General features: G+C 65.0%; 21 protein-coding genes. 10 read left to right on the plus strand and 11 right to left on the minus strand.

Annotated features, from left to right (window positions below):
• Window positions 1–83 precede the first annotated feature (83 nt).
• The 4 genes from C495_RS09040 to C495_RS09055 all read left to right on the plus strand — a co-directional run bounded on the left by C495_RS09040 (window position 84) and on the right by C495_RS09055 (window position 4,431).
• Window positions 84–1,295, plus strand: coding sequence for an MFS transporter (locus C495_RS09040; RefSeq protein ID WP_008162146.1), 1,212 nt, complete (start codon window positions 84–86; stop codon window positions 1,293–1,295).
• Between the two features lie 115 nt (window positions 1,296–1,410).
• Window positions 1,411–2,199, plus strand: coding sequence for an HpcH/HpaI aldolase family protein (locus C495_RS09045; protein WP_008162147.1), 789 nt, complete (start codon window positions 1,411–1,413; stop codon window positions 2,197–2,199).
• A gap of 203 nt (window positions 2,200–2,402) precedes the next feature.
• On the plus strand, window positions 2,403–3,095 hold the full coding sequence (locus tag C495_RS09050; RefSeq protein WP_008162148.1) for a sensor domain-containing protein: 693 nt from the start codon (window positions 2,403–2,405) through the stop codon (window positions 3,093–3,095).
• Between the two features lie 88 nt (window positions 3,096–3,183).
• Complete coding sequence (locus C495_RS09055) at window positions 3,184–4,431, plus strand: hypothetical protein (protein WP_008162149.1); 1,248 nt, start codon at window positions 3,184–3,186, stop codon at window positions 4,429–4,431.
• A gap of 2 nt (window positions 4,432–4,433) precedes the next feature.
• Here the strand turns inward: C495_RS09055 and C495_RS09060 are convergent, their stop codons facing one another.
• The 7 genes from C495_RS09060 to C495_RS09090 form a co-directional block, all read right to left on the minus strand.
• Complete coding sequence (locus C495_RS09060) at window positions 4,434–5,603, minus strand: MFS transporter (protein WP_008162150.1); 1,170 nt, start codon at window positions 5,601–5,603, stop codon at window positions 4,434–4,436.
• Window positions 5,604–6,132: 529 nt separating this feature from the next.
• Complete coding sequence (locus tag C495_RS09065) at window positions 6,133–6,447, minus strand: HalOD1 output domain-containing protein (RefSeq protein WP_338036872.1); 315 nt, start codon at window positions 6,445–6,447, stop codon at window positions 6,133–6,135.
• A 256-nt stretch (window positions 6,448–6,703) separates the two neighbouring features.
• A complete protein-coding gene (gene gnd, locus C495_RS09070) occupies window positions 6,704–7,603 on the minus strand; it encodes a phosphogluconate dehydrogenase (NAD(+)-dependent, decarboxylating) (protein WP_008162152.1) in 900 nt (299 codons plus the stop codon).
• Between the two features lie 138 nt (window positions 7,604–7,741).
• A complete protein-coding gene (locus C495_RS09075) occupies window positions 7,742–8,179 on the minus strand; it encodes a hypothetical protein (protein ID WP_008162153.1) in 438 nt (145 codons plus the stop codon).
• Between the two features lie 94 nt (window positions 8,180–8,273).
• A complete protein-coding gene (locus tag C495_RS09080; protein ID WP_008162155.1) occupies window positions 8,274–8,738 on the minus strand; it encodes a hypothetical protein in 465 nt (154 codons plus the stop codon).
• A gap of 66 nt (window positions 8,739–8,804) precedes the next feature.
• Window positions 8,805–9,359, minus strand: coding sequence for a metal-dependent hydrolase (locus C495_RS09085; RefSeq protein WP_008162157.1), 555 nt, complete (start codon window positions 9,357–9,359; stop codon window positions 8,805–8,807).
• 57 nt (window positions 9,360–9,416) lie between these two features.
• Window positions 9,417–9,899 carry a deoxyuridine 5'-triphosphate nucleotidohydrolase gene (locus tag C495_RS09090; protein WP_008162159.1) on the minus strand — a complete coding sequence of 161 codons (483 nt, stop codon included), beginning with the start codon at window positions 9,897–9,899 and terminating at the stop codon, window positions 9,417–9,419.
• Window positions 9,900–10,160: 261 nt separating this feature from the next.
• On the opposite strand from C495_RS09090, the gene C495_RS09095 reads away from it, so the two are divergent.
• Together C495_RS09095 and C495_RS09100 are read left to right on the plus strand one after the other, a co-directional pair.
• On the plus strand, window positions 10,161–12,131 hold the full coding sequence (locus tag C495_RS09095) for an aconitate hydratase (RefSeq protein WP_008162160.1): 1,971 nt from the start codon (window positions 10,161–10,163) through the stop codon (window positions 12,129–12,131).
• Between the two features lie 181 nt (window positions 12,132–12,312).
• Complete coding sequence (locus C495_RS09100; RefSeq protein ID WP_008162162.1) at window positions 12,313–13,233, plus strand: LLM class oxidoreductase; 921 nt, start codon at window positions 12,313–12,315, stop codon at window positions 13,231–13,233.
• Window positions 13,234–13,248: 15 nt separating this feature from the next.
• Here C495_RS09100 and solA read toward each other — a convergent pair whose 3' ends face one another.
• Complete coding sequence (gene solA / locus C495_RS09105; RefSeq protein ID WP_008162164.1) at window positions 13,249–14,379, minus strand: N-methyl-L-tryptophan oxidase; 1,131 nt, start codon at window positions 14,377–14,379, stop codon at window positions 13,249–13,251.
• 324 nt (window positions 14,380–14,703) lie between these two features.
• Here solA and C495_RS09115 point away from each other — a divergent pair, with 324 nt between their 5' ends.
• Complete coding sequence (locus C495_RS09115) at window positions 14,704–16,062, plus strand: restriction endonuclease (protein WP_049890236.1); 1,359 nt, start codon at window positions 14,704–14,706, stop codon at window positions 16,060–16,062.
• Here the strand turns inward: C495_RS09115 and C495_RS09120 are convergent, their stop codons facing one another.
• The 3 genes from C495_RS09120 to C495_RS09130 all read right to left on the minus strand — a co-directional run bounded on the left by C495_RS09120 (window position 16,063) and on the right by C495_RS09130 (window position 20,848).
• The gene (locus C495_RS09120) at window positions 16,063–16,620 is read right to left on the minus strand and encodes a flavodoxin domain-containing protein (protein WP_008162167.1); all 558 of its coding nucleotides are present in this window, start codon (window positions 16,618–16,620) and stop codon (window positions 16,063–16,065) included.
• Window positions 16,621–16,772: 152 nt separating this feature from the next.
• Window positions 16,773–19,280 (minus strand): heavy metal translocating P-type ATPase, encoded by a 2,508-nt coding sequence (locus tag C495_RS09125; protein ID WP_008162168.1) that lies wholly within the window; start codon window positions 19,278–19,280, stop codon window positions 16,773–16,775.
• 56 nt (window positions 19,281–19,336) lie between these two features.
• Window positions 19,337–20,848, minus strand: coding sequence for a sulfatase (locus tag C495_RS09130; RefSeq protein WP_169330515.1), 1,512 nt, complete (start codon window positions 20,846–20,848; stop codon window positions 19,337–19,339).
• Between the two features lie 164 nt (window positions 20,849–21,012).
• On the opposite strand from C495_RS09130, the gene C495_RS09135 reads away from it, so the two are divergent.
• The 3 genes from C495_RS09135 to C495_RS09145 all read left to right on the plus strand — a co-directional run bounded on the left by C495_RS09135 (window position 21,013) and on the right by C495_RS09145 (window position 23,596).
• Window positions 21,013–22,401, plus strand: coding sequence for a sulfatase family protein (locus C495_RS09135; protein ID WP_008162170.1), 1,389 nt, complete (start codon window positions 21,013–21,015; stop codon window positions 22,399–22,401).
• A gap of 61 nt (window positions 22,402–22,462) precedes the next feature.
• Window positions 22,463–23,311 carry a tRNA pseudouridine(38-40) synthase TruA gene (gene truA, locus C495_RS09140; protein ID WP_049890237.1) on the plus strand — a complete coding sequence of 283 codons (849 nt, stop codon included), beginning with the start codon at window positions 22,463–22,465 and terminating at the stop codon, window positions 23,309–23,311.
• A 42-nt stretch (window positions 23,312–23,353) separates the two neighbouring features.
• Window positions 23,354–23,596 (plus strand): hypothetical protein, encoded by a 243-nt coding sequence (locus tag C495_RS09145; protein ID WP_008162172.1) that lies wholly within the window; start codon window positions 23,354–23,356, stop codon window positions 23,594–23,596.
• Window positions 23,597–23,637 lie beyond the last annotated feature (41 nt).

Consider the following 23,637-nt stretch of genomic DNA (forward strand, 5'->3'; position numbering starts at 1 on the left):
ACGCCGACACGCGATCGGTGTGCTATCCGGTCGTATCGACCCATATAGCAACCTACTCGGTGTGCCAGCACACACTCCGATGCATGGGTCATGGTACCGGTGGTCACCGGCAGGCGTACGCTCTCGTCGTCCTCGCCGCGGGGAGCTACACCTGCCTCATGTTCGTCTGGTTCTCGCTGCCGGCGTTTCTCTCGACGATTATTGCGGATCTCGACCTCTCGAGTACACAGGCTGGTGTGCTTGCCGGAGCCGTGCCGCTGACGTACATCCCGCTTGCGCTGCTTTCCGGGCTCGCCGTCGACCGAGTCGGGCCTGGCCGAAGCCTCGCTGTCGGTGTGCTGATCTACGGCGTCGCCCAGATCGTTCGAAGCACGGCCGGCGACTTTCCGTCGCTGCTTGCCGCGACGCTCCTGCTTGGTGTCGGCGCGACCGCCATTACGTTCGGCCTCCCGAAGTTGGTCGGCGTGTTGTTCCCGCCCGAGGCGACCGGTCGCCCGTCGGCGATCTATCTCATCGGGGCCTCGGCGGGCTCTGCGCTCGTCTTCGCGGTCGGCCGCCCGGTGTTGGGGCCGTGGCTCGGCGGCTGGCGGCCGCTGTTTTTCTGGAGTGGCGTCGTCGCCGTCGGCTACGGCCTCTGTTGGCTGTTCGTTACGTGGCGTGTCGACATCGACGGCCAAATGGCTGCCACCGACGCGTTTTCCCTCGAGTCGGTCGTCGACGACCTGCGGCTGGTGCTTTCCCACCGTGAGCTCCGACTGGTCGTCGTCATCGGGACGATGTACCTGCTGTTACACCACGGCCTGCAAGGGTGGTTGCCGACAGTGCTCGAGTCACGCGGGTTCTCGGCTGCCGTGGCCGGGCAGGCCACGAGCCTGCTGATCGGTGCCTACGTCGTCGGCGTGTTGGTCGTGCCCACACTTGCCGATCGGTTCACTGCTCGGCGACTCGCGCTAATGAGCTGTGGCACTGTCGCGTTTCTCGGCGTTGTCGGACTGATCGTGGGTGGCGTGGGCGGTGCCGTCGTCGGAATCGTCTTCGCCGGGTTCGGGATCGGCGGCGTCTCACCGCTCGTCCGGGCGATTCCGCCGGCACTCGAGGGGATCGGAGCGCGGTTGACCGGGACGGCGGTCGGCTTCATCTTCGCCGTCGGCGAGATCGGTGGCTTCTTCGGCCCGATGCTGATCGGTGTCTTCCACGACGTGACAGGGTCGTTCGTCCCCGGGCTGGTGATGCTGTCGGCCGGTGCACTCGTCGTCGTCCTCGCCGGAACCATGCTGCGATACGAGACCCGGTAGCGTCCTTCGGTCGCCGATCGTGTCTCGATAGAGGCCGACTATCGGTGCCGACCGCTCGAGCCGACGGTGCTGGCTCACCGCGAAGCTTTATTACGGCTCTGCTGGTCCGTCGACTATGCCGACCACTCCCCGCAGTAACCGGCTTCGACCATCACTCGAAGACGACGCCGTCGCACTCGGCATCCTCGAGAACACGTACAATCCGACGCTCGTCGAGTTCTACGGCGAGCTCGGGCTGGATTTCGTCTGGATCGACCTCGAGCACGCCGGCCCGAGTCCGTGGGACGGCGACCGACTCGAGGCCCTGCTTCGGGCCGCAGACGTAACCGAGACCGAACTCCTCGTTCGACTGCCCGAACCCGACCCGGGGATGATCCGCAAGGCGCTCGACGCCGGCGTCCGCTCGCTGTTCGTCTCACGGATCGAGACGGCCGACGAGGTCCGGCAGGCACTCGAGGCCTCCCGGTTCGAGTACGACGGCGAGCCCGGAAGACGCGGCTTTGCGAGTCCCCGTGCGAGTCGCTGGGGGACGGCCGACGACTACGCCGGCACCGAAGACGACGAAATCGTCCTCGGCGTGACAATCGAGAATCCGACGGCGGTCGACAACATCGACGACATCCTCGCGGTGCCCGAACTGGGGTTCGTCTTCGCCGGTCCGCTCGACCTCGCCGTCTCGACGGGTCATCCCGGGGAGCCGACCCACGAGGCGGTCGAAGAGCACGTCGACCGGATTCGGGAGGCCGCACTCGAGGCCGACGTCCCGCTCGGCGGGCTCGGCTTCGGAATGGACGACGTCAACGAGAAGGCCGAATCGGGCTACCAAATCCTGAATATCGGGAGTACTACCGGTGCCCTGCAGGGGACGGTACAGTCGTGGCTCGACGAGTACGGTGGTGGCTAACAGGCCAGCGCAGGCACGCGATGTGGCGGCTGGGTCGTGTACGGGCTCTCAGCGGCTCCCGCTGCCGTCCGGCTGAGGCTCGGTGCCCTGGATCGTCGGTGTTGTCCTCACACTCGAGTGGGAGTCGCTTCGGCCGGGGCAACTTCTGGTCCTGTAACTGGTCCCCAGTCCATTTAGGACTGCTGTGAGAACGCCGCTTCAGGATGGCTCCATCAGAACGCACGGGAGACGACAGCGGCTCTTCGATCGGCGGTATCGTCGGCGTCGTTGTCGACCGACAGACGTACAAAAATCTCTGTTACCTGGGAATCGCGTTCCCGCTTGCGATGGTGTACTCGATGCTGTTTCTGCTCGGGTTCGGGTTTGGGACGATCCTCTCCATGGTCGGCGTCGGCATCGTCCTGTTAGTTACTACCGTCATCGGCGCTCGACTGCTTGCGGGGTTCGAACGATGGCTCGCAAACGCCTTGCTGGCTGTCGACCTTAGACCGGCTGACGACGTCGACACGTCGGCGACGAACGGCCCGTGGGCGACGCTCAGAGCGTACTTCGATGCCCCGTCGACCTGGCGAGGGCTGGGCTTTCTCATGGTGAAGTTCTGGCTCGGGTTCGTCACGATCGTCCTGCTTTTTGTGTTCGTCACCGCGTTTTCGTTGCTCGCCGTCCCGTTTCGGTATCCGCACACAGAGGAGTTCTTCACGGTCAACGACCAGCCGATCGTCTGGACGATCGACACGCTTCCGGAGGCGGCGCTGGCAGTCCTGCTCGGTGGCGTTCTCGGACTCGCTTTCTTTCACCTCTCGAGCGCGTTCGCCTACGTCGCCGGCCGGATGGCAGTCGCTCTGCTCGGCGAGTCGGACGCACTCGAGCACTCACCGACTGACGCGACGGAGTGAGCACCAGACCGGTCCCGGTCGAACGTATCCTTCGTCTGACTCGTCATGCTGCCAGAACATTCTTGACTGCGGTCTCGAATCGAGAGACATGAGCACCGCGGCACGGCCGCTGTCGGAACCACAGGTGTTGGCCCACACCAAGCGACGGCTCTTTTCGAGCCGGGCCGACAACGACTCGCCGTCCTACGTGGTCGCCGACACACAGTTCTCGAAAGCTGAGTGGCTCCCCGGCCAGCCCGTCGATCCGGCCGTTCGGGATCGCCTCGCCCCCTTTAACCACGTCCAGATCGGTGGCGGCTACCCGGATCTCGTCGGCGTGCGCGCCCTCGAGTCAGACCTCTTGGCGGTCGACCGACTCGGTGACGAGCCGCCGCTGATCGCTATCGAAGCGAAAGGAGAGACGAGCGGCGGCGTCGACACCCAACGCGGAATCGTCCAGGCCTACGACCGGCTTCACGAGGCGAACGCGGCGTATCTCGCCGCGCCGACGGCCGCGATTTCGGAAACCGATCGCACCCTCGCGCGTGAGCTGAACGTCGGCGTCCTCGGCGTCGCTGCGTCGGGCGAGGTCGACGCCCTCGAGGTCCCCCGTGTCGTCGGTAATCGGACCTCGAGTGAGGCGACGGCGCTGCGGTTTCAGGCCGGGGCACAGGGTGTCACCGACGCCTCGTTCGGGCTGAACCATCCGAAGAACTATCTCGGCTATCCGCTCGCACAGTACGCAGCCGGGGACACTGAAACGTTGCTCTCGGCGTACAAGGTCGTCGGTGCGGCCGACGATGCCAGACGCGGCGCTGCCTTTCTCGGATTGATCGACCCCGGCCCCGTCCCGGAGTTAACGTCACTTGGGCAGGAGGTCGTCCGGTTCGCGATAGCACAGTACGGCTCCGTCGAGACGGCACTCACAGAGTTCGAGAACTGGTATCGGTCGTCGAAACGCTTCATCGACGTCGCGCCGGCGTGGGGGCGACTGGCTCGCCGCGTCCTGTTCGAGTATCCCGCGACAGAGTTGCTCGTGACGGAGCTTCAGACGATGCACGACGACATGAACCCGGAGCCGTCGCTGGTCGAGCTGGTCGTCCACATGCACGAACTCCATCCGACGTTCACCGTCGAGCTATTCATTCGGGGCGACGAGGCCGTTCGACGGCGGGTGTTGACCGAAGACGGCGCGCTTCGGCGCGCGGCGCTCGAGGACGGCACCGTCTATCACTCGCCGACGGTCTTCCAGCTAAAGGCGATGCTGTATCACACCGGGATTCTGACTGCTCGAGGGGCAGAACCACATCGACTCGAGCCGGCCGAGGACGTCTGGGCGCTTCGGGAGATCGTCTGATTTCACCGTCCGCGAACGGACACGAGCGCGACGAGGCCGAGCATGGCTGCCGTCGCCGCCGCGGCGAACACCCCGCGAACGCCGAACAGCGGGACCAGCGGGCCGAACAGTACCGGGGAGAGGAACTGTCCTGTATAGCCTGCCGACGCGAGATACGAGCTGAACTGTCCCTGTCGCCCGGCCGGGGCGAGCGCCTCGATCCAGGCAAAGGCCGACGGGAAGACCAGCCCGAGCCCAAGCCCGAACGCGACCACCGACGGGACTGCTGTTAGCGCTGATTCCGCGACGGTCGCACCCGTAAACGCGACGAGCCAGAGGCCAAGCGCCGTCGCGACGAGCGCGTGGCGACTCGTCCGTTCGATAAGGCGATCGTAGACCGCCGCCGAGACACCGCCGGCGAGTCCGTTGGCGGCGAGATAGAGGCTGATCGACAGCGAAGAGGTGATCCCCAGTCCGGCCAGTAGCTGCGGATAGAACACGACGATGCTGTAGAGCAGGACGTTCGCCCCGAAGTACAGCAGGTAGACCGACAGAAGCCCGGGACGGCGTCGAAAGACGGCGAGAACTCCAGCGAGGCCGCTTTTCGTGTCCGTCTTCGCGCTGGTCTCTCGAACCCCCGTCTCGGGAACGGTCGCGATCGCGAGTAATCCGAGCGGGAGCGCGACCAGATAGACGCCGAAGGGGGCCTGCCACGAGAGGGTGCCGAGCGCACCGCCAACCAGCGGCCAGATTACCGCGCCGACGCTGTTGGCGCTGCTTCGCAGCCCTAGCGCTCGCTCCATTCGCTGGCCCTCGTAGAGTTGGTAGATAAGCACCGTGATCCCGGTGTAGACGAAAGCGACGCCGACGCCCAGCACCGCCCTCGAGGCGAGCAGCGGCCCGAACGAATCGACGACCAGCCCGGCCCCGCCGCCGACCGCGTACAGCAGGAGACCGACGATAAAGGGGCGACGGGGCCCGATCCGATCGATGAGCGCTCCCGCGATCGGGCTGACGAGAACGATAAGCGCGCCATGAGTCGTGATGATGAGGCCGGCGTTCGACTCCGACACCCCGAGGCTCGACTGGATCGCCGGCACGATCGGACCGAGGATCGCCCCAGCCATCACCGTCAACGTTGCCGATGCCAGAATCACCCACAGCGTCGCTCGTCTTTCCGACGCGTTCGTCATCGAGCCCTACTCGCGAGAGCAGGGCCAACACGGTTGTGGTTTCCGTGTCATACATCAGTTTGATGACGGTGGTCGCAGCCCGACTGTGTCCACTCCGGGGATCTGTACTAGTGCATGAAGTGTGTAAAAACACGATAAAAAGACTGTATTTAGAAAAAGATTTTCAATATATTGGATATTGAAATTCAACTCGGATGGTTTTTCTCGATGTTCTGAAAAACCGTGTATGGAAACACGCCGAACCGTGCTTCGGAGTATCGGAACTGCTGGCATCGTCGCGACCGCTGGCTGTCTTGGCGATGAGAGTGATGGCTCCTCCGAGACGGGTGCGGAGTCGAACTGTGAAACGGATACTACATTCGAGTCGAGAACGAGGCGCTGATGATGTCGGGGCAGTGGGATATCGTGCTTACGCTCGAGCGCGAGTACGACGAAGAAGTCTGTGAGTAGGGCTGTGTGGTCCGTCGAGCGGACGCCCGACTGTCACGTCTGGCGCTGACGAGTGTCCGACAGTGTTTCAAAACCAGCCTTACGCCGATCGCCCGGAATCAGCAACGCCGCGAGTGGTCTCGCCGTCGATCGTGATTGGCTCGAGCGAGAGTTCGACGCCAGCAGCGGACTGTTCGACGACGACCGTATAACCCGCATACTCGAACGAGAGCGTGGAGACGCTATTCCCGGCGGCACAGAGGGAGTCGAGTGCTTCAGGATCGACCGCATTGTAGAGTGGCTCGAGTTCGAGTGGATCCGTGTCGGTTACCGCTGCGACAAGAGAGACGACGGCCATACTTGGCCGTTGCTCGTCTACAGCCGTCACTGTCGTCGAGTGATCAGAGTGCATCATTGGGGACCTCGATATCGGGAGTAAAGAAAATACCCCAATATTCCACCACGGGTTGGACAGGCAAAAACACAGTTCGTACCCGTGATATCGGCCGCGTCAGTGGACGTTCCGAACAACACCGACAGTATCGTCTCCTCGAGACACGGGGCGGTATTGTCTGTCCGAGTCAACACTTACCGTCTCGTGAGCGGTGAGCGTCTCGTCGCCGCCGTGTGTCGGACAGTCGAAGATCGGTCGCGAATGTGCGACCGACGTCTTACTCCCGGCGTGGGACCTCGTGGCGACCGAAGCCGTACCGGAGTCGGTTCGCCAGCCGCCGCGAGAAGCGACCGTCGTCGGCTCGAGAGCCAAACCGTTCGCCGAGCGCGGTGTAGATCAGCGGCAGGGGCACTTCTTGCTCGAGGCCTTCTTGGACGGTCCAGGTCCCCGTCGAGCCGCCTTCGATGCGATCTGCGACGTCGCCAAGATCGGTTCCTTCCTCGCGGAACGCCTCCTCACAGAGTTCGAGCAGCCACGAGCGGATCACCGCGCCGTTGTTCCAGACCGAGGCGACCGACTCGAGGTCGAGATCGTAGCGGCCCTCGTGGAGCAGTTCGAACCCTTCGCCGTAGGTCTGCATCAGCGCGTACTCGACGCCGTTGTGAACCATCTTCACGTAGTGGCCCGAGCCTGCAGGGCCCATGCGCTCGTGGCCGTCGGGACCGGTCGCGACGGCGTCGAAGACGGGAGTGAGTTCGTCGTAGGCCCATTCGGGACCGCCGACCATCAGCGAGAAGCCCAGATGTGCGCCCGCGGGGCCACCCGAGGTCCCGCAGTCGAGATACGCTGCCGGCGTGCTCTCGGCCCGCCGGACGGAGTCCTCGAAGTAGGAGTTGCCGCCGTCGACGACCACGTCGTCCTCGTCGAGGTGGTCCTCGAGTTCCTCGAGCGTCGCGTCGACGGCCCCGCCTGCCGGGACCATCAGCCAAATGTGTTTGTCGTCGCCGAGTCGGTCAACGAGGTCGGCAACCGAGTCAGCCGGCTCTGCACCCGCGTCGGCGGCCGTCGCGACGGCCTCCGGCTCGAGGTCGAAGGCGACGACGTCGTGGCCTGCCTCGAGAGTGCGGTCGACGACGATCTGTCCCATACGTCCGAGTCCGATTACGCCTAGTTCCATGGGCGTCACTCGGCGGGGGTGAGAAGTAGTGGTTGTGATTTGTGGCTCACGCTGACTGCGGGAGCGGCGACCGTCGAGAACGGACGAGCGGATCGCAGTGGTCGCCGACGCAGGTGATTCGAAGACAGTGTGTCGGGACTACTGAATCGGCTCCTCGAGTCGCGCCCAGCCGATCGCATCGAGGACGACGATTCGGTCGCCGGAGTGGACGTAGACACCGTTGTACTCGGTTCGGTCGCCGTCGTGATACGGCAGCGAGCCACGGATGGAGTCGACGACGGACCAGGCACCATCGTGCTCGATGGTGACGTGTTCCCACTCGTCGTGGGCGTTGTTACGAACGGCGCGGTCGATCGCACGCCGTGCACCGGGGATCTCGCGCAGTCGGCGAGAGGTACCGTCGACGATGGTGGCCTCCGCTGGGATCTCGTCGTGGTCGACGATCCGTGCGCCGAGGTCGGCTTTCGACCGTGCGGCGCGGTCGGCCTGCTGGCTCGAGCGAAGTGCATAGCCGACAGCTGCAGCCGCCCCGACTGCGAGTGCCGACAGCGCCAGTTCTTTTCCCCTGATCATCATGGGAGTACGTTACAGTAACTGACTAAGTATCTTTCGTAAGAATGTGCGCTTCCGAAATGTCAGTTGGGGAACTGAACACGGGGTAGTGGCCGGCCTACATGAGCCGCGCGACGTTCGTCGTGATCAGGCCAGCAACGACGAGCAACGCGATGGAGACGACCGCTGCTGCGCGGTACAGCGGCAAGGCGTCGCCCGCCGGTTCGCGCAGTTTCTTCCCGTTGAGTCCCGCCTCGAAGCGCTTCGCACCGACTTCGATGAGCCCAGCGAGGATCGCCCACAGCGCGACCATCACGAGCACGAGCTGTCCGTTGGTCGTATTAAACAGACGCTCTGCGGTGTATCCCGTACCTGCGAGATGCCCGCCGGTCACCAGCAAGACCAGTGCGCTCACGCGCGAAAGCATCGTGAGCTTCCCCGAGATGACCTCGAGGGGCTTCGTCGTATTGAACGCGCCATCGCGGGCGAGTGGTAAGACGACCGCTGCGACGTAACAGACGCTGCCAGCCCAGAGGGCAGCGAATATCAGATGGATCGTCTGGGCCACGAACGTATCAACCATACCGAGTCCCTTGGAGAGATGGCGTATCAGCGTTCCGACTCACCGCCGACCAGCCGCCGCGGTCGCTCACTCGAGCCAGTCGGGGACCCATGCGACCAGCTCCCGGCGAAAGAGTGCGTACACGAGCGACACGGCGACGCCGCCGAGGACCACGGCGCTGACCCACCCATCGAAGACGAGCACCGCGGGGACGGCAAGGACGACCGCGAGTGCGGCGTCTTCGGGCGCGCCGTCGTAGCGAACCCATCGCCGCGGCCGAATCCACCGCCCGCGAACGTGGTCGTAGACGGCTCGCTCGCTTCGGTCGTTCCACGGGTCCATCTCGGGGCCGCCGCCGATGGCGTCGCTCGCGGCGTGGAGCCAGGCGGCGACGGCGAACGCCGCAAGCCCAACGGTGAGACTCGAGGGAACACTGACCGCGATGCCGACCGCTGGGACGACCACCGCGAGCCCACTGAGCGGGAAATGGAGCGTCCGTCGATGGACAGCGACGAGATCGAAATCCGGAGCAAGCCCGCCGAGGATCGCCCCGACCGCAAGCGCCATTGTAAACTCGGGGACGGCGTAAGCGATCGGGGCAACGACAGCGAGCCCGGCGAAGACGTGTGTGGTCGCCATCATCGTTCGAACGTCCGACGGGAACGACCAAAACAGTACGCGACCCGGTGGTTTGTGGGACTACTCGAGGTTTTCGCCCTGATAACTGCCGTCGTAGACGTCCTCGTGGTCGGCCTCGGCGAGGACCAGTTGGGCGATCCGGGCTCCGCGTTCAATCTCGATGTCGTGGTGGACCTGCAACAGCCCCTCGCCGCGGCCCTCGTAACCCGCGTCCCAGACGGCCGTATTCAACATACACGAGTTACGCATCAGCGACGAGCGCGGGTAGACGAAGCCAATGTGACCCTCAGGAATCCGAATCCGCTCATCGTAGCGGGCGACGTAGGCCCCTTCGGGCAGATAGAAGGTATCGGGGTCTTTCTGCTCGAGTTCCTCGAGTGGGCGCGCGATACGGTCGCCGATCTCTTTGCCGTCGCGACCGATACGCCCCGGCTCGAGTTGCTCGAAAACGACGTCTAACGTGAGGTCGACGCCGTTGGGCTGTACCTGTTCGACAGCCGTCGGCGAAACGTGGTCGGCAACGAACGCACCGGAACGGAACATGTACGGAGAACACCGCGGCGGAGAGAAAAGGGTATCCGTTCATCACGGCCCGTTCGGGACGTGTACGCGTCACAATCAACTCGATGAACAGTCCAGTTTTTCGACTCGTCGAGCGGATGCACTGTTTCCCGTACGGGTGTCCACGCCGATGGCAATAATTACTCGAAACGCGGAGACTTTTCCCCGGGTACACTCGAAACGGCCGCTTCCTCGTAGGAACACGCTGGATTTATCAGGACGGACGGCGCATTTCGTAGTGCTATGGGACAGACTCTCACCGAGAAGATTCTCGACGACCACTTAGTCGAGGGCGAACTCGAGACCGGCGAGGAGATCGGAATCGAGATCGACCAGGTACTTACCCAGGACACGACCGGGACGATGGTCTGGCTCCAGTTCGAAGCGATGGGACTGGACGAGGTCCAGACCGAAATCGCGGCCCAGTACTGTGACCACCAGACCTACCAGTTCGACTTCAAGAACACGGACGACCACCGTTTCCTCCGCTCCGCTGCCGGCACATATGGCGCTCATTTCTCTCGCCCCGGCAACGGTATCTGTCACAACGTCCACCGCGAGAACTTCGCAGCCCCCGGGAAGACGCTGCTTGGCTCTGACAGCCACACCCCAACGCCCGGTGGAATCGGTGAACTCGCCATCGGTTCCGGCGGGATCGACGTCACCGTCGCGATGGGTGGCGCACCCTACTACATCGAGATGCCCGAAATCGTCAGCGTCCGTCTCGAGGGCGAACTCCCCGAGTGGGCCACCGCGAAAGATGTCATCTTGGAGCTGCTCCGTCGCCTCTCCGTCAAAGGCGGCGTCGGCAAGATCCTCGAGTACACCGGCCCCGGCGTCGAGACGCTCACCGCACCCGAGCGGATGACGATCACCAACATGGGAACGGAACTCGGCGCAACGACGTCGATCTTCCCAACCGATGAACAGACCCAGGACTACTTAGAGCGCGTCGGCCGCGGCGAGGAGTACGTCGAACTCCAGCCCGACGACGACGCCGAGTACGACGACGAGATCGTCGTCGACCTTTCGGATCTCGAGCCGCTGATCGCACAGCCCTCGATGCCGGACAAGGTCGTTCCCGTCAGCGAAGTCGAAGGCGAGTCCGTCGAACAGGTCATGGTCGGCTCCTGTACGAACGGTGGCTACGAGGACATCCTCCCCGTCGCCAAGATGCTCGAGGGTCGCGAGACCTCGATGGAGACCGAGACGATCGTCGCTCCCGGCTCCAAGCAGGCCTCCGAGATGCTCGCCCGTGAGGGCTGGGTCGCGGAGATGATGGCTGCTGGCGTCAACTTCTCGGAAGCCACGTGTGGTGCCTGTATCGGTATCGGCCACGTGCCTGCCTCCGATTCGGTCTCGCTGCGAACCTTCAACCGTAACTTCGAGGGTCGCTCGGGTATCGAAGACGACAACGTCTACCTCTGTTCGCCAGAGGTCGCGGCCGCCGCGGCGCTCAAGGGCGAAATCATCGATCCGCGCAACCTCGCCGACGAACTCGGCGACCTCGAGGCACCCGGCGTCGAGCTTCCCGACGAGTACGACGGCTCCAAGACGGACCTCATCGCCCCTGACGAGGCCGTCGACGACGAGCTCATCAAGGGTCCGAACATCGGCGATGTCCCGCTGAAAGACCAGCTCGGCACCGATATCTCCGGCGAAGCGCTGCTCAAGATGGAGGACAACATCACGACCGACCACATCATTCCTGCAACGCAGGACATCCTGATGTACCGGTCGAACGTCCCCAAACTGAGCGAGTTCACGCTCTCGCGTGTCGACGAGACGTTCGCCGAACGCGCCCTCGAGGCCGACGGCGGCTTCCTCGTCGCCGGCGAGAACTACGGCCAGGGCTCCTCGCGCGAACACGCCGCGCTTTGTCCGATGTATCTCGGCATCGAGGGTGTCCTCGCACAGAGTTTCGCACGCATCCACCGCGCGAACCTCTTTAACTTCGGGATCGTCCCGCTGACGATCGACGAGGACACCTACGAGTCGATCGATCAGGGCGACGAGATCGAGATCGTCGACGACGTCTACGAGGCCGTCACGAGCGGCCAAGAAGAGTTCACGGTCCGCGTCGGTGGCGAAGAGTACACCGCCACGCTGGACGCCTCCGAGCGCGAGCGCGACATCCTCGCCGCCGGTGGCAAACTCGCCTGGACGAAAGAACAGGCCGAAGGCGCAAGCGGCGCTGCCCCCGCCGACGACTGATCGGCACACTGCGACGATCGGTTTTCCACTTTTTCGGTGTCCGCTCGAGCGACAGCCACGTTCATCGGTCGCAGGTGGCGACACCGACGATAATCCGACAAACTGCAGTCCACCAGTTCCGGGACAGCAAACCGAACCGACAACGGCAGTGTCATAGGGCCGCGTCCGATAGCGCACTCGAATGTCGACTGGATACGAAAACGCCGGCTACCGACAGCTGTTCGACCACGAGGGGTTGACGTTCGGCGCTGGCTTTCCGCTGACGGGGACGAACCGATCGACGCCGGACGTCACCGAGGAACTGCGACTCGCAACGCACGCCGAATCGGTCGGCTTCGACGGCCTCTGGACCCGCGACGTCCCGACCTACTGGCCGAAGTTCGGCGACGCGGGCCAGACGTTCGACACCTGGCCGTGGCTCTCCCACGTCGCTGCCCACACCGACGACATCGCACTTGGCACCTCGAGTGTCGTGCTTACGCTTCGTCACCCGCTCCACGTCGCGAAATCCGCGGCGACGGTCGACCAACTCTCGGATGGCCGACTCGTTCTCGGCGTCGCCTCCGGGGACCGGGACCCCGAGTTTCCGGCGTTCGACGTCGACCGCGAAGACCGCGGGCAACTGTTCCGTGAGTCCGTCGAAGCGATGCGAACCGTCTGGCGCGAGGAGTTCCCGGACCTCGAGGGCCAGTGGGGCCGACTCGAGGGCGACCTCGACGTGGTCCCAAAGCCGACGACGGAGACGATTCCGCTGTTGCCGACGGGGCACGCTCGCCAATCGCGTGAGTGGATCGCCGACCACGGCGACGGCTGGCTGTTCTATCACCTGCCCGAGCGCACCCTCCAGAACTACCTCGTCGACTGGCGCGAGTCGGCGGGCGAGAAACCGTTCGCGATCGCGATCCGCGTCGAGTTGGCCGACGACCCAACGGCGGAGCCGGAGCCACTCCACCTTGGCTTTCACGCCGGCGTCGAGTGGTTCCAAGACTACTTCCGGCGACTCGAGGAGTACGGCCTCGATCACGCAATCGTCGGCATTCAAAACGACGACACAGAAGCAGCGCTGTCGATGTTCGCCGACGAGATTATCGAGTGGCTGTAGCGGCGCGTCGACGCGTCAGAACCGATCCAGCGAGAACAGGTCGGTCGGATGGTCAGTCTCCCCCTCGAGTGCGAGATCAGCTAGTATTTCGCCGATCACGCTGGCGAATTTGAACCCGTGGCCCGAGAAGCCAGCGCCGACGGCGACTTGTGGGTGGTCGGGCAGCGTATCGAGGACGAAGTGATCGTCAGGCGTGTTGGTAAACAGGCACGTCTGGAGTCGCATCGTCGGCCCGGCTCCCTCGGGAAAGTACTGTTCGGCGAACGTCCGAAGCAGTCGTTCGTCCGCCTGTGTGGGTTCGCGCTCGAAGGCATCGGGATCGACCGTTTCTTCGCGATGGTTGTAGCGGCCGAACTTGAACCCCGGCACGTCGTGGACGGGGAAGCCGTAGTAACGGCCCTCTGGAACCTGCAGATTCCAGACCGGGAACCGCGCTGGCGTGAACAGGTCGGGCTCGTGGGGCTGGAGCCACGCGAGGACCTGCCGTTCGGGGACCGCGACTCCTTCGAGTGCGTCGACGAACTGGGCCGCCCAGGAACCCGCCGTGAGCACCAGTTTGTCCGCCTCGTATCGGTCGTAATCGGTTTCGACGCGAACGCCGCCGTCGGCCGTTGGCTGCCAGTCGACGACGCGTTCTCGAGCGCGGATCGTCGCGCCTGCCCGGTGGGCACGGTTGACGTGGGCGATGATACATTGCTCAGGGACGAGATAGCCGCCGTCGGGCTGGTAGATCGCTTCGTAGTCCTCGGGCAACCCGTAGCCCGGATATCGCTCGCCGAGTTCCGCACCCGAGAGCTGTTCGTACGTAAGGCCGTGTTCCTCACAGGAACGTCTCGATCCCTCGACGAGCGGGTCGCCGGCCGGCCCGGCATCGATCGAGCCGGTTCGGTAGCGGAGCTGCCGATCGTGGTCGGCCTCGAGGTTGTCCCACAGTTCGTACGCCCGTTCCAACAGCGGGACATAGGCGGGATGTTCGGCGTAGGCCAGCCGGATGATCCGGGTGTTCCCGTGTGAGGAGCCGTAGCTGTGTGGGATGTCGTAGCGCTCGAGGCCAAGTACGTCGACACCGCGTTCAGCGAGGTGTGCGACAGTCGCGCTGCCCATGCCGCCGACGCCGAGGACGATCACGTCGTACCGGTCAGCCATAGCGGACGATGCAACGACGAGCGCGAAAACAGTTGGTATTCAGACTGACTGACACGGGCAGTGACACTGTTCACGTATTCGTGCGGTTGGCGGGCTTCGACAGGCCCTCCCAGCGGTCGATCGCTTACTCCTCGGGCCGGCCTCGCGAAGTCGGTCTTCGGCGTCGCTTCACTCGAGGTCGTCGGGATCGGTCGGCAGATCCGTCGGACCACGAACACGCTGAAGACGGTTCAGGTGCGACGACGGGTTCCGACGGTCGGAACTCGTGACTGTCTCGAGTCGAAACGCTATCGGCGGTCGACTCGGTAGTCGGTCGTGAACGCGATGGCGATACTCGACGACCTCTCGGGCTATGAGTTCGAGGACCTGATGGAGGACGTGTTTCGACACCTCGGCTACGAGAACGTCCGTCAATCACGGCGCACGGCCGACGAGGGCCGAGACATCCTGATGGAGGAGGTCGTCGACGGCACCCGGCGGGCGGTCGTCGTCGAGTGCAAACACACGGCCACCGTGAGCCGCCCGGTGATCCAGAAACTCCACTCGGCGGCAGCGACCTACGACTACGACGGCCCGGTTCGCGGGATGGTGGCGACGACCGGCCGATTCACCGACCCCGCCCGCGAGTACGCCCGCCAACTGGGAGCCGGCGACGGCGGCGTCGAACTCCTCGACGGGCAGGACCTCCGGGCGATCGGCGAGGAGATCGGCATGGACCTCTACAACGGCCGGATCGAGATCCTCTGTACCGAAACCCTCCAGCCGGTCCACCCCACCGCTGGCCGGGACGCCCCCGTCTTCGAGGCCGTCCGGGAGATCGACAATCTCGAGGCCGTGACCATCCCCACGCCGGAGACGACGGTCTCACTCGAGCCGATGGTGACTGTCCGTGCGACGACGGATGCGACGTTCGAAACCTCAGTCGGCGTCATCCACCGGATCGACGAGACGAACGACCTCGTCGTCCACGCTGCCCGTGACGCGCCAGCGGTGGCGACCGGTGATCTGCGAGACCTCGTCGCCACACCGACGGCACCCCGGATCGACCTCGAGGACGCGGCGCTCGAGGCGACGTTCGACGGCGTCGAGCGCAAGCGGTTCGGGCAGACCGAGACCGCGTACAAGGAGTGGGCGATCGACCGCCTCCGGCAGGCACAGACAACGACGGTCCACTACACGGGCGGGAACAACGTCGACTACGAGAAGACCTGCACGCCGGCCCACTCGGATATCTCGGTTCAGGAGATCGACCCAGTGTACGTCCCGCACGTCCGCTCGTTGCTCTCGCTCGGTTCCTACGAGTACGAGTACAGCTACTACGCCGCCGGCCCCTCGAGAGCGACGACGACGAACGAGCTTCATGGGTGTGTTCACTGCGAGACCGCCGGCCCGAACGAGTCCTACACCTACTGTGCCAACTGCGGGAGCATCAACTGTGACGACCACATCGAAACGGAGCGACTCGAGGGCGAGCCGGTCTGTCACGGCTGTGCCGTCACCGAACGCTTCGCGTTCAAAACGAAGTACTTCTCCGACGAGGCCAACCTCGAGGCGTTTCGCGAACAGTACGACGAGATGTCCGTCCTCGAGAAGGCACAGGAAAACGTCCCGCTGGCCGTCGGGGCGGTTCTCGCCTTGCTGGTCGTGACACTCCTCATCGCGAGTTCGGTCGGTGGCCTCTGATCAGGGCTGTTCGGGCGCGTCGGGAAGCAACGTCGTGAACTCGTCGACGAACGCCTCGAGTTCGTTCCAGTCGGTGTACTCGTAATCGCGTGCGGTGTCGGTGTCGCCGCCGGCTTTCCCCGCGATTCGGCGCATGACGACGCGTTTCAACAGGCCGTACTCGCTGTATTTGAGCGCGCCGCCGACCAGCAGCGTGGTGTTCGGTTCCCAATCCGCCTCCGTGAGGAACTCCTCGAGGATCTCTTGGGCCGGCTCGCGGTCGTCAGGGTCCGGGTGTGCGGCCGTCAGGCTGACCGAGAAAAACGCCGACGGGACGCGGTTCAGGGCCTCGCTGTGCTTGTCGACGAACGATTCGACGGACGACTGGTGAGACCCCATATGGACCGATGCGCCGACGATGACGCCGTCGTAGCGCCCCGGATCGAGCTCCGCTGGCGGGTGTTTCGTGTTTACGACGACGACGTCGTGGCCCGCTGCCTCGAGGACGTCACCGATCCGTTCGGCGATCGAGGCCGTCTGGCCCTCGCTCGAGCCGTAGACGACGAGCACACGCGCCATCAGCGACCACCTCGGCGGAGTCGAGCCGTGTGATCGACCGGGACGACCCCCTCGGGCGGACGGACGACACTCTCGAGGACGGTCATACGCTAGGTTCGTGATGGAGTGCTATCAAATGCTGCCGTCATTGCCCTGACCGTCTCGAAACTGGACTACTCCTCGAGCAGCGACCGCGAGGCGTTGCCGACGATCAAGAGGGCGCTTGCGGCCAGCGCCACAGTCGTCACAACGGGGGTCAACAGCCCTGCCAGCGCGAGTGGGATCACGACCGCGTTGTAGGCGAGCGCAAGCCAGAGGTTCTGGACGATCCGTTCGCGGGCACCACGCGCGAGCTCGAACGCGCGCTCGACGGCCTCGAGGTCGTCTTCGACGATCGCGAGATCGGCCGCATCGGCGGCGAGCGCCGTCCCGCCACCGAGTGAGATGCCCAGATCCGCGGCGGACAGCGCGGGCGCGTCGTTCGTCCCGTCGCCGACCATCGCCACGCGGTTGTCGGCCCGCAGCCGTCCGATCGCCGCCGTCTTCCCCGTGGGTGAGACGTTCGCGAAAACGTGGTCGACACTCGAGTGGGCCCGAAACCGGGCTGTCGCCGAGTCGTCGTCACCAGTGAGGACGACGACGTCGAGACCGGCGTCGGAAAGCGCCGTCACCGTCCGTGCCCACGCCTCGCGTGGTTCGTCGCCGACGACGATGACGCCTTCGGCGTGGCCGTCGCGCCCGACGACGACGGGGAGGTGACCGTCGTCTCGAACGGCCGAAACACGCTGCTCGAGGCCGTCCTCGACGACCCACCCGTGGTCGCGAAAGAGGTCCGGATGGCCGACGAGCACTCGCTCGCCGTCGACGGTCCCCTCGACGCCGGTCGCGTGGCGTTCGAACGCCTGAATCTGTCCCTCGCGCTCGTCGTCTGCGCCCTCGTCCATGACACCGCCGTCGGCCCGTGTCGGGTCGCGCTCGAGTCCGTCGGCGAAGGCGGTCTCGATCGCCGCGGCGGCGGGGTGTGCGCCACGGCGTTCGATCGCGCCGGCCGCCGCGAGGAGATCACGTGGCGCATCCGCCTCGAGGACGGTCATCTCGCCGGTCGTCAGCGTCCCCGTCTTGTCGAAGACGACGACGTCGATCGCGCGGAGCCGTTCGAAGACGCTCTCGTCGAAGACGACGATCCCGGCCTCGAGTGCGTCCCGGATGTTGGTGGCGACCGAGTACGGTGTCGCAAGCGCGAGCGCCCACGGACTCACGGCGATGACGGCCAGCAGAACGGCCGTTGTGGTAAACAGGAGTCCGTTGCCCAGCAAGACTGAGCCCAGTCCGACGGCGACGATGATCCCCACGACAGGCAAGACCAGTCGCCCGACGAGTGCGTCTGCCCGGTGTTGGACGCCGTGGTCGGCGCTCTGAATGTTCCAGACGATGCGTGTCAACTGCTCGATGCTGCTCGTCGTTCGCTCGCCGACGGCGACGACGGCGGCGTTGCCTGTCACGACCGAGCCGCCGACGACCGGATCGCCGGTCGATTTCGAGATCGGGAGCGACTCCCCCGTGATGATCGCCTCGTCGACCGTACACTCGCCGTCGACGAGCGTCCCGTCGACCGGAATTCGCTCGCCCGCCCGAACCAGCAGCCGATCATCGGCCGCGACGTCTTCGACTGGCGTCTCACGGGTCGAGCCGTCGGCCTCGAGAACGCGAGCCGTTCCGACCTGCGAGACCGTGAGGTCGGTGAGTCGGTTCACCGCCGTCCGTTTGACCGTCTCCTCGTAGAAGATCGCGGCCATGACGGTGGCTGCGATGAGGATCGTCAGATCGTAGTAGATCCGTGGGTCGCCGACGACAAACGAGAGCGTCCCATAGCAGAAGGCAGCGATGATCGAGAGCGCCGCAAACAGGTGTGTACTCGGCCGCCGGAGCGTCAGGCTCACGTACGCCCCGCGCAACAGCGGCATCCCAGTCAGATAGAGGACGGCCCCGGTCACCACGAGGAAAATCGGCAGGAACAACATCCCGTCGAAACTCGCGAACGTCTCGCCGTAGCGCTCGAACAGCCAGTAGTCGGTGTACGCGGAGAGATACGCCGGATACAACACCGTGACGTACGGCACCAGCAGAAACGATCCGAAGACGATCCCGACGATGTATCGAACCTCGAGGACGTCTTCCGAACGGCGCTTTCGCATCCCCTGCATCTCGCGGGACCGCCGCGTCCGACTCGAGTCGGCCGCCGTGTCATCGCCGGTGGCCTCGTCCGTCGCCTCCTCGCGACGGTATGCCGTGTAGCCGGTCGTTGTCAGGGCGTCCTCGAGCGCCGCCGCCGAGACGCGATCGGGATCGTGGTCGACCCGTACGGCCTCCGTGACGTAGCTCGCATCGGCGTCCGACACGCCGTCGATGTCGTCGGCGACCGCCTCGAGATACGCCTCACACAGCGCCGAGTGCATCCCATCGACCCGGAAAAACGTGCGCGTGCTCTCCACGTCGGCGTCGCCACTCCGTTCCGTGACGGCCACATCGGCGTGTTCGTCGTCACCGTAGCCGAGCGTCGTGGCGATGTCACGACAGCCCCTCGAACAGAACGGGCCGTCGTCTCGCGTCTCCGTAGCCGTCTCGGTGACTGTCGTCCCACAGAGGCGACAGCGGTCGCTTCCCGCTCGCTGCTCGCTCACACGGCGACATCCACCCTCGAGAACAATAACTGTGACCACGCCCGCGCCGGTCGCCGCTACAGATAACCGAGATCCGCGAGTCGCTCTTTGGTCCCCTCGCGCATCTCGACGGCAGCCGCCGGTTCGGCATCCGCGAGCGGTTCGAACCGCTCCTCGAGGCGCTCACGGAGCGCTCGAACCTGTTCGGGGCCGTCGGCCGCAATATCGACGTGCTCGAGCGGGTCCGACTCGATGTCGTGCAGACGCTCGAAGCCGTCGTCACCCCGGACATACTTGTGCTTCGCCGTGCGGACGGCTCGCAGTCGCCGGTCGAACGCCCGCACGCGGTCGGGAATCTCGCCGAACCGTGCCTCGAGTCGTTCGATCGAGGGCTGCGGAGCGACGTACTCGGCGAAGACGGCGTCTCGTGGCTCCGCCGCCGACTGCGGATGAATCGAACGTCCCGATCCCTGCTCGAGCAGCGCCAAATCGTCGATGCCGACGCTCTCGAGCAGCGTTGCGGGGAGATCGAGCAACTGGACGAGGTCGCGTCTGCGGCCGCCATCGGTAAACGGCCCGCCGTGGACGACCAGCGGGACGTTGAGCAGCGTGTCATAGAGGTTGTACTGGTGGCCGAAAAAGCCGTGCTCGCCGACGTGTTCGCCGTGGTCGCCACAGACGACGAACAGGGTGTCCGTCCACTCACCGGCGTCCTCGAGTGCCGTCCGAAGCTCGGCGAGCTGGTCGTCGACGTAGGCCAGTTCGGCCCGGTAGAGGCCCCGAAGTAGCGCGAACTCACGATCTGAGAGGGTATAGTCCTCGCAGTCGTAGGCCCGCGGGTCCTGTCTGATCGCGACAGCCTCCTCGTAGCTCGCGTCCTCGGGGAGGAACTGCTCGGCGTACGCTTTCGGGGGATCGTACTCGACGTGTGGCTCGATGAAGTTACAGAACAGGAAAAAGGGACGGTCGTCGTCTCGTCCCTCGAGCCAGTTGCGAATCCAGGTCGTCGATCGGTCAGCCCCGTCGTCGCCGGCTGGCTGGAACAGCTCGCTGTAGAGGATGTTCGCCGCGTTGACGATCGGGTTGCCGTCGAAAAGCCGTCGTCGCGTGGCCTGCAGTTTCTCTCGGAGGTCCTCGCCACGGACGACCGCCCCCATATCCGCGTCGGACTGGACGTACTGCCAGCCCTTGCGCAACTCGTCGAAGCCGCGGTCGAAGCCGAACTCCTCGGTGATCCACGTGTTGTTCGAGACGCCGACGGTCTCATACCCCGCGTCGGCAAACGCCTCGGGGAGCGTCCGCAGGTCGTCGTCGAGATACGTGTGTCCGCCGTGGGTGCCGTGCTCGGAGGGATACGTTCCCGTAAAGATCGAGGCGTGAGACGGCAGCGTCCACGGGGCCGTTGCAAAGGCGTTCTCGAAGGTCGTGCCCTCCGCCGCGAGCTGGGTCATCGTTGGGGTTGTCTCCGGGCCGGTGCTTTTCGCTCGAGCGGTATCGAGCACGACACACACGACGTTCCGCACAGTCGAATGTGACTCCGGGTCACGTCCGTTAGCCGACACTGATTCGTGTCCGTTGGATTCCGCCATGGATAGCACAACTCCGCCCCTCGTCGGGAAGATCATCAGCCCGGAGTATGCAGGTGGATCACTCAACTGGTGACTAACGATCGCCCGACAGTCGTCGCCGAGAGACACTCTCCCGCTTGCTTTCGTCCGAACGCTTACTCTCGTCGTCACCGTAGCCTGTTGTCATGCCCTCGCCACACATCGTCCTCATCCACTGTCACGATCTGGGGAAATACGTTGGCTGTTACGGCGCGGCCGTCGACACGCCGCGGATCGACGCCCTTGCGGCCGACGGCGTTCGCTTCGACCGCCACTTCGTGACCGCCCCGCAGTGTTCGCCTAGTCGCTCGAGTCTGTTCACGGGTCGCCATCCACACCAGAACGGGATGCTCGGGCTCGCACACGCCGACTGGGAGCTACACGACGACGAGCGCCTCCTCCCCGAACTGCTCGCCGAGGCCGGCTACGACACCCACCTGTTCGGCCTCCAGCACGTCACGGAGTATCCCGACAGACTCGGCTACGACCGTATCCACACCGACCAGCCGCTGACGGCGGACACGCCGCCGTCGATCCACGAAACGGCGCGCGCGCGAACCGTTGCCGACGCGTTCGCGAGGATGCTCGCCGAGGGCGACCACGACGACCCCGTTTTCGCCTCCGTCGGCTTCTTCGAACTCCACCGTGTCGGGGACGACGGCGAGTTCGGCTTCGACGGCGACCGCTACGAAACGCCCGCCCCCGAGACGGTCGATCCACTCGAGTTCCTCCCCGACCGGCCCGGCATTCGGTCGGATATCGCCGAGATGCAGGGGATGTTGTCGGCGATCGACGACGGCGTCGGGACGATCCTCGACGCCCTCGAGCGCGCTGGGCTCGCCGAGGACACCCTCGTCGTCTTCACGACCGAACACGGGCTGGCCATGCCACGGGCGAAAGGGAGCTGTTTCGATCCCGGCATCGAGGCAGCGCTTCTGGCGCGGTATCCGGGCGTCCTCGAGTCGGGTCGCGTCGTCGACGACCTCGTGAGCAACGTCGACGTCTTTTCGACGCTGCTCGAGTTTGCGGACGTGGCCGAACCCGATCTCGACGCCGACGATGGCGGAATCGTTGGCCGGAGTCTCGCGCCACTGTTGGTCGACGGGGCGGGTGCGGACGCTTACGACCCGCGTGATCGTGTCTTCGCTGGCATGACCTGGCACGACCGATACAACCCGACTCGGGCGATCAGAACGGAGCGCTGGAAGTACGTGCGCAATCTTTGGCACCTCCCCGAGGTCTATTTGACGACCGACATCTACTGCAGCGATGCCGGCCGCGAGGTCCACGAGGACTGTTATGGCACCCAGCGAGCCTACGAGGAGCTGTACGATCTCGAGGCCGACCCGCTCGAACAGGACAATCTCCTCGCCGAGAATGGCCCCACCGACCCCGACCTTGGGACAACTCGAGACCGCCTCCGCGAGGAGCTACGCGAGTGGTTGACCGAGACGAACGATCCGCTGCTCGAGGGACCAGTCCTGCCGGGTGACTGGGACGAACTCAGCCTGTCGTCGGTCGACGACAGTCGCTGACCCCTCGTGCCGCCGAGTCGACGGCCCTAACACGGCCGCGCTCGTCGACGGAACTGAACCGATGCGCGCCTTTCGGATCGCCTACGACGGCACCGGCTACTACGGCTTCCAGCGCCAGCCCGACGTCGCCACCGTCGAGGACACGATCTTCGATGCCCTTCGCTCGCTCGAGGTCCTTGCCCCCGACGCCGACAAGCCGGCGGGCTACGCTGCCGCCGGCCGAACCGACGCCGGCGTCTCCGCGCTCGCCCAGACGATCACCCTCGAGGGACCGGAGTGGCTGACGCCACGGGCACTCAACGCCGAACTGCCCGCCGCCGTTCGCGCCTGGGCGTTCGCCGACGTCGACGACTCGTTTCACGCCACCCACGACGCTACGCGGCGAACCTACACGTATCACCTGTACGCCCCCCCGGGCGCGGCTGACTCGAGTACAACGCCGGGTGGCGTCGACCGGGCGATCGACGACGACCGATTCCACGCCGCCTGTGAGGCCCTGTCGGGATCGCACGACTTTCACAACCTCACGCCGGACGATCACAACACCGAGCGCTCGCCGACGCTGTCGGCGACCCGCGACGGCGAGTATCTCGTCGTCACCGTCACTGCCGGCGGCTTCGCCCGCGAACTCGTCCGGCGACTCGTCTCGCTCGCCCGAGCTGTCAGTACCGGCGCGGCCTCGCTCGAGAAAATCGAGCGAGCGTTCGCGCCCGACCCACTGCCCGGCCACGAGGGGATCGCCCCCGCGCCGGCGGAGCCGCTCGTGCTGGCCGATGTCGACTATCCGGGCCTCGAGTTCACGGTCGACGAGGACGCTGCCTCGAGCGCACGGGAGGTTTTCGAGACCCGGCGGATCGACCATCGAACCGGTGCGCGGGTCGCGGGGCAGGTCGCCGACGGCATCCAGTAAGTGGACGAGCGGTTTTTACGGTCAGAGCTAATTGTTCAGCGCATGGAACTGTCACCCGAAGAGTACGGTGCCTACTGGCGGGCATCGGTCTACGTGGCCGCGGGGATCGTACTCGGGTTCCTCGGGTATCGTCTGACGTCGCCGTTGCTCTCCCATCCCAATGCCGGGGCGGTCGGACTCGGCGTCTTTCTGTTCGTTACGGTCGTTTTCGCGAGTACGTTCATCGCGATGCTCGGGTTCGCCCGCGCCGTCCGAACCGCCGTCGACGCCGAGTTGCGCAACTGACCGGTGAACAGAGATTTATCGTCCCAGTCCGTTCGTGTTCC

Source organism: Natronorubrum sulfidifaciens JCM 14089 (assembly GCF_000337735.1).
In the GTDB taxonomy this organism is placed as follows: Archaea; Halobacteriota; Halobacteria; order Halobacteriales; family Natrialbaceae; genus Natronorubrum; species Natronorubrum sulfidifaciens.

Excerpts from the sequence above, each read along its gene's own strand:
- C495_RS09130 (WP_169330515.1), bottom strand. The coding sequence starts at position 20,848 with ATGGCGGAATCCAACGGACACGAATCAGTGTCGGCTAACGGACGTGAC.
- C495_RS09045 (WP_008162147.1), top strand. The coding sequence starts at position 1,411 with ATGCCGACCACTCCCCGCAGTAACCGGCTTCGACCATCACTCGAAGAC.
- C495_RS09145 (WP_008162172.1), top strand. The coding sequence starts at position 23,354 with ATGGAACTGTCACCCGAAGAGTACGGTGCCTACTGGCGGGCATCGGTC.
- C495_RS09115 (WP_049890236.1), top strand. The coding sequence starts at position 14,704 with ATGGCGATACTCGACGACCTCTCGGGCTATGAGTTCGAGGACCTGATG.
- truA (WP_049890237.1), top strand. The coding sequence starts at position 22,463 with ATGCGCGCCTTTCGGATCGCCTACGACGGCACCGGCTACTACGGCTTC.
- C495_RS09060 (WP_008162150.1), bottom strand. The coding sequence starts at position 5,603 with ATGACGAACGCGTCGGAAAGACGAGCGACGCTGTGGGTGATTCTGGCA.
- C495_RS09065 (WP_338036872.1), bottom strand. The coding sequence starts at position 6,447 with ATGATGCACTCTGATCACTCGACGACAGTGACGGCTGTAGACGAGCAA.
- C495_RS09075 (WP_008162153.1), bottom strand. The coding sequence starts at position 8,179 with ATGATGATCAGGGGAAAAGAACTGGCGCTGTCGGCACTCGCAGTCGGG.
- C495_RS09080 (WP_008162155.1), bottom strand. The coding sequence starts at position 8,738 with ATGGTTGATACGTTCGTGGCCCAGACGATCCATCTGATATTCGCTGCC.
- C495_RS09055 (WP_008162149.1), top strand. The coding sequence starts at position 3,184 with ATGAGCACCGCGGCACGGCCGCTGTCGGAACCACAGGTGTTGGCCCAC.
- gnd (WP_008162152.1), bottom strand. The coding sequence starts at position 7,603 with ATGGAACTAGGCGTAATCGGACTCGGACGTATGGGACAGATCGTCGTC.
- C495_RS09095 (WP_008162160.1), top strand. The coding sequence starts at position 10,161 with ATGGGACAGACTCTCACCGAGAAGATTCTCGACGACCACTTAGTCGAG.
- C495_RS09040 (WP_008162146.1), top strand. The coding sequence starts at position 84 with ATGGGTCATGGTACCGGTGGTCACCGGCAGGCGTACGCTCTCGTCGTC.
- solA (WP_008162164.1), bottom strand. The coding sequence starts at position 14,379 with ATGGCTGACCGGTACGACGTGATCGTCCTCGGCGTCGGCGGCATGGGC.
- C495_RS09090 (WP_008162159.1), bottom strand. The coding sequence starts at position 9,899 with ATGTTCCGTTCCGGTGCGTTCGTTGCCGACCACGTTTCGCCGACGGCT.
- C495_RS09120 (WP_008162167.1), bottom strand. The coding sequence starts at position 16,620 with ATGGCGCGTGTGCTCGTCGTCTACGGCTCGAGCGAGGGCCAGACGGCC.
- C495_RS09100 (WP_008162162.1), top strand. The coding sequence starts at position 12,313 with ATGTCGACTGGATACGAAAACGCCGGCTACCGACAGCTGTTCGACCAC.
- C495_RS09085 (WP_008162157.1), bottom strand. The coding sequence starts at position 9,359 with ATGATGGCGACCACACACGTCTTCGCCGGGCTCGCTGTCGTTGCCCCG.
- C495_RS09050 (WP_008162148.1), top strand. The coding sequence starts at position 2,403 with ATGGCTCCATCAGAACGCACGGGAGACGACAGCGGCTCTTCGATCGGC.
- C495_RS09135 (WP_008162170.1), top strand. The coding sequence starts at position 21,013 with ATGCCCTCGCCACACATCGTCCTCATCCACTGTCACGATCTGGGGAAA.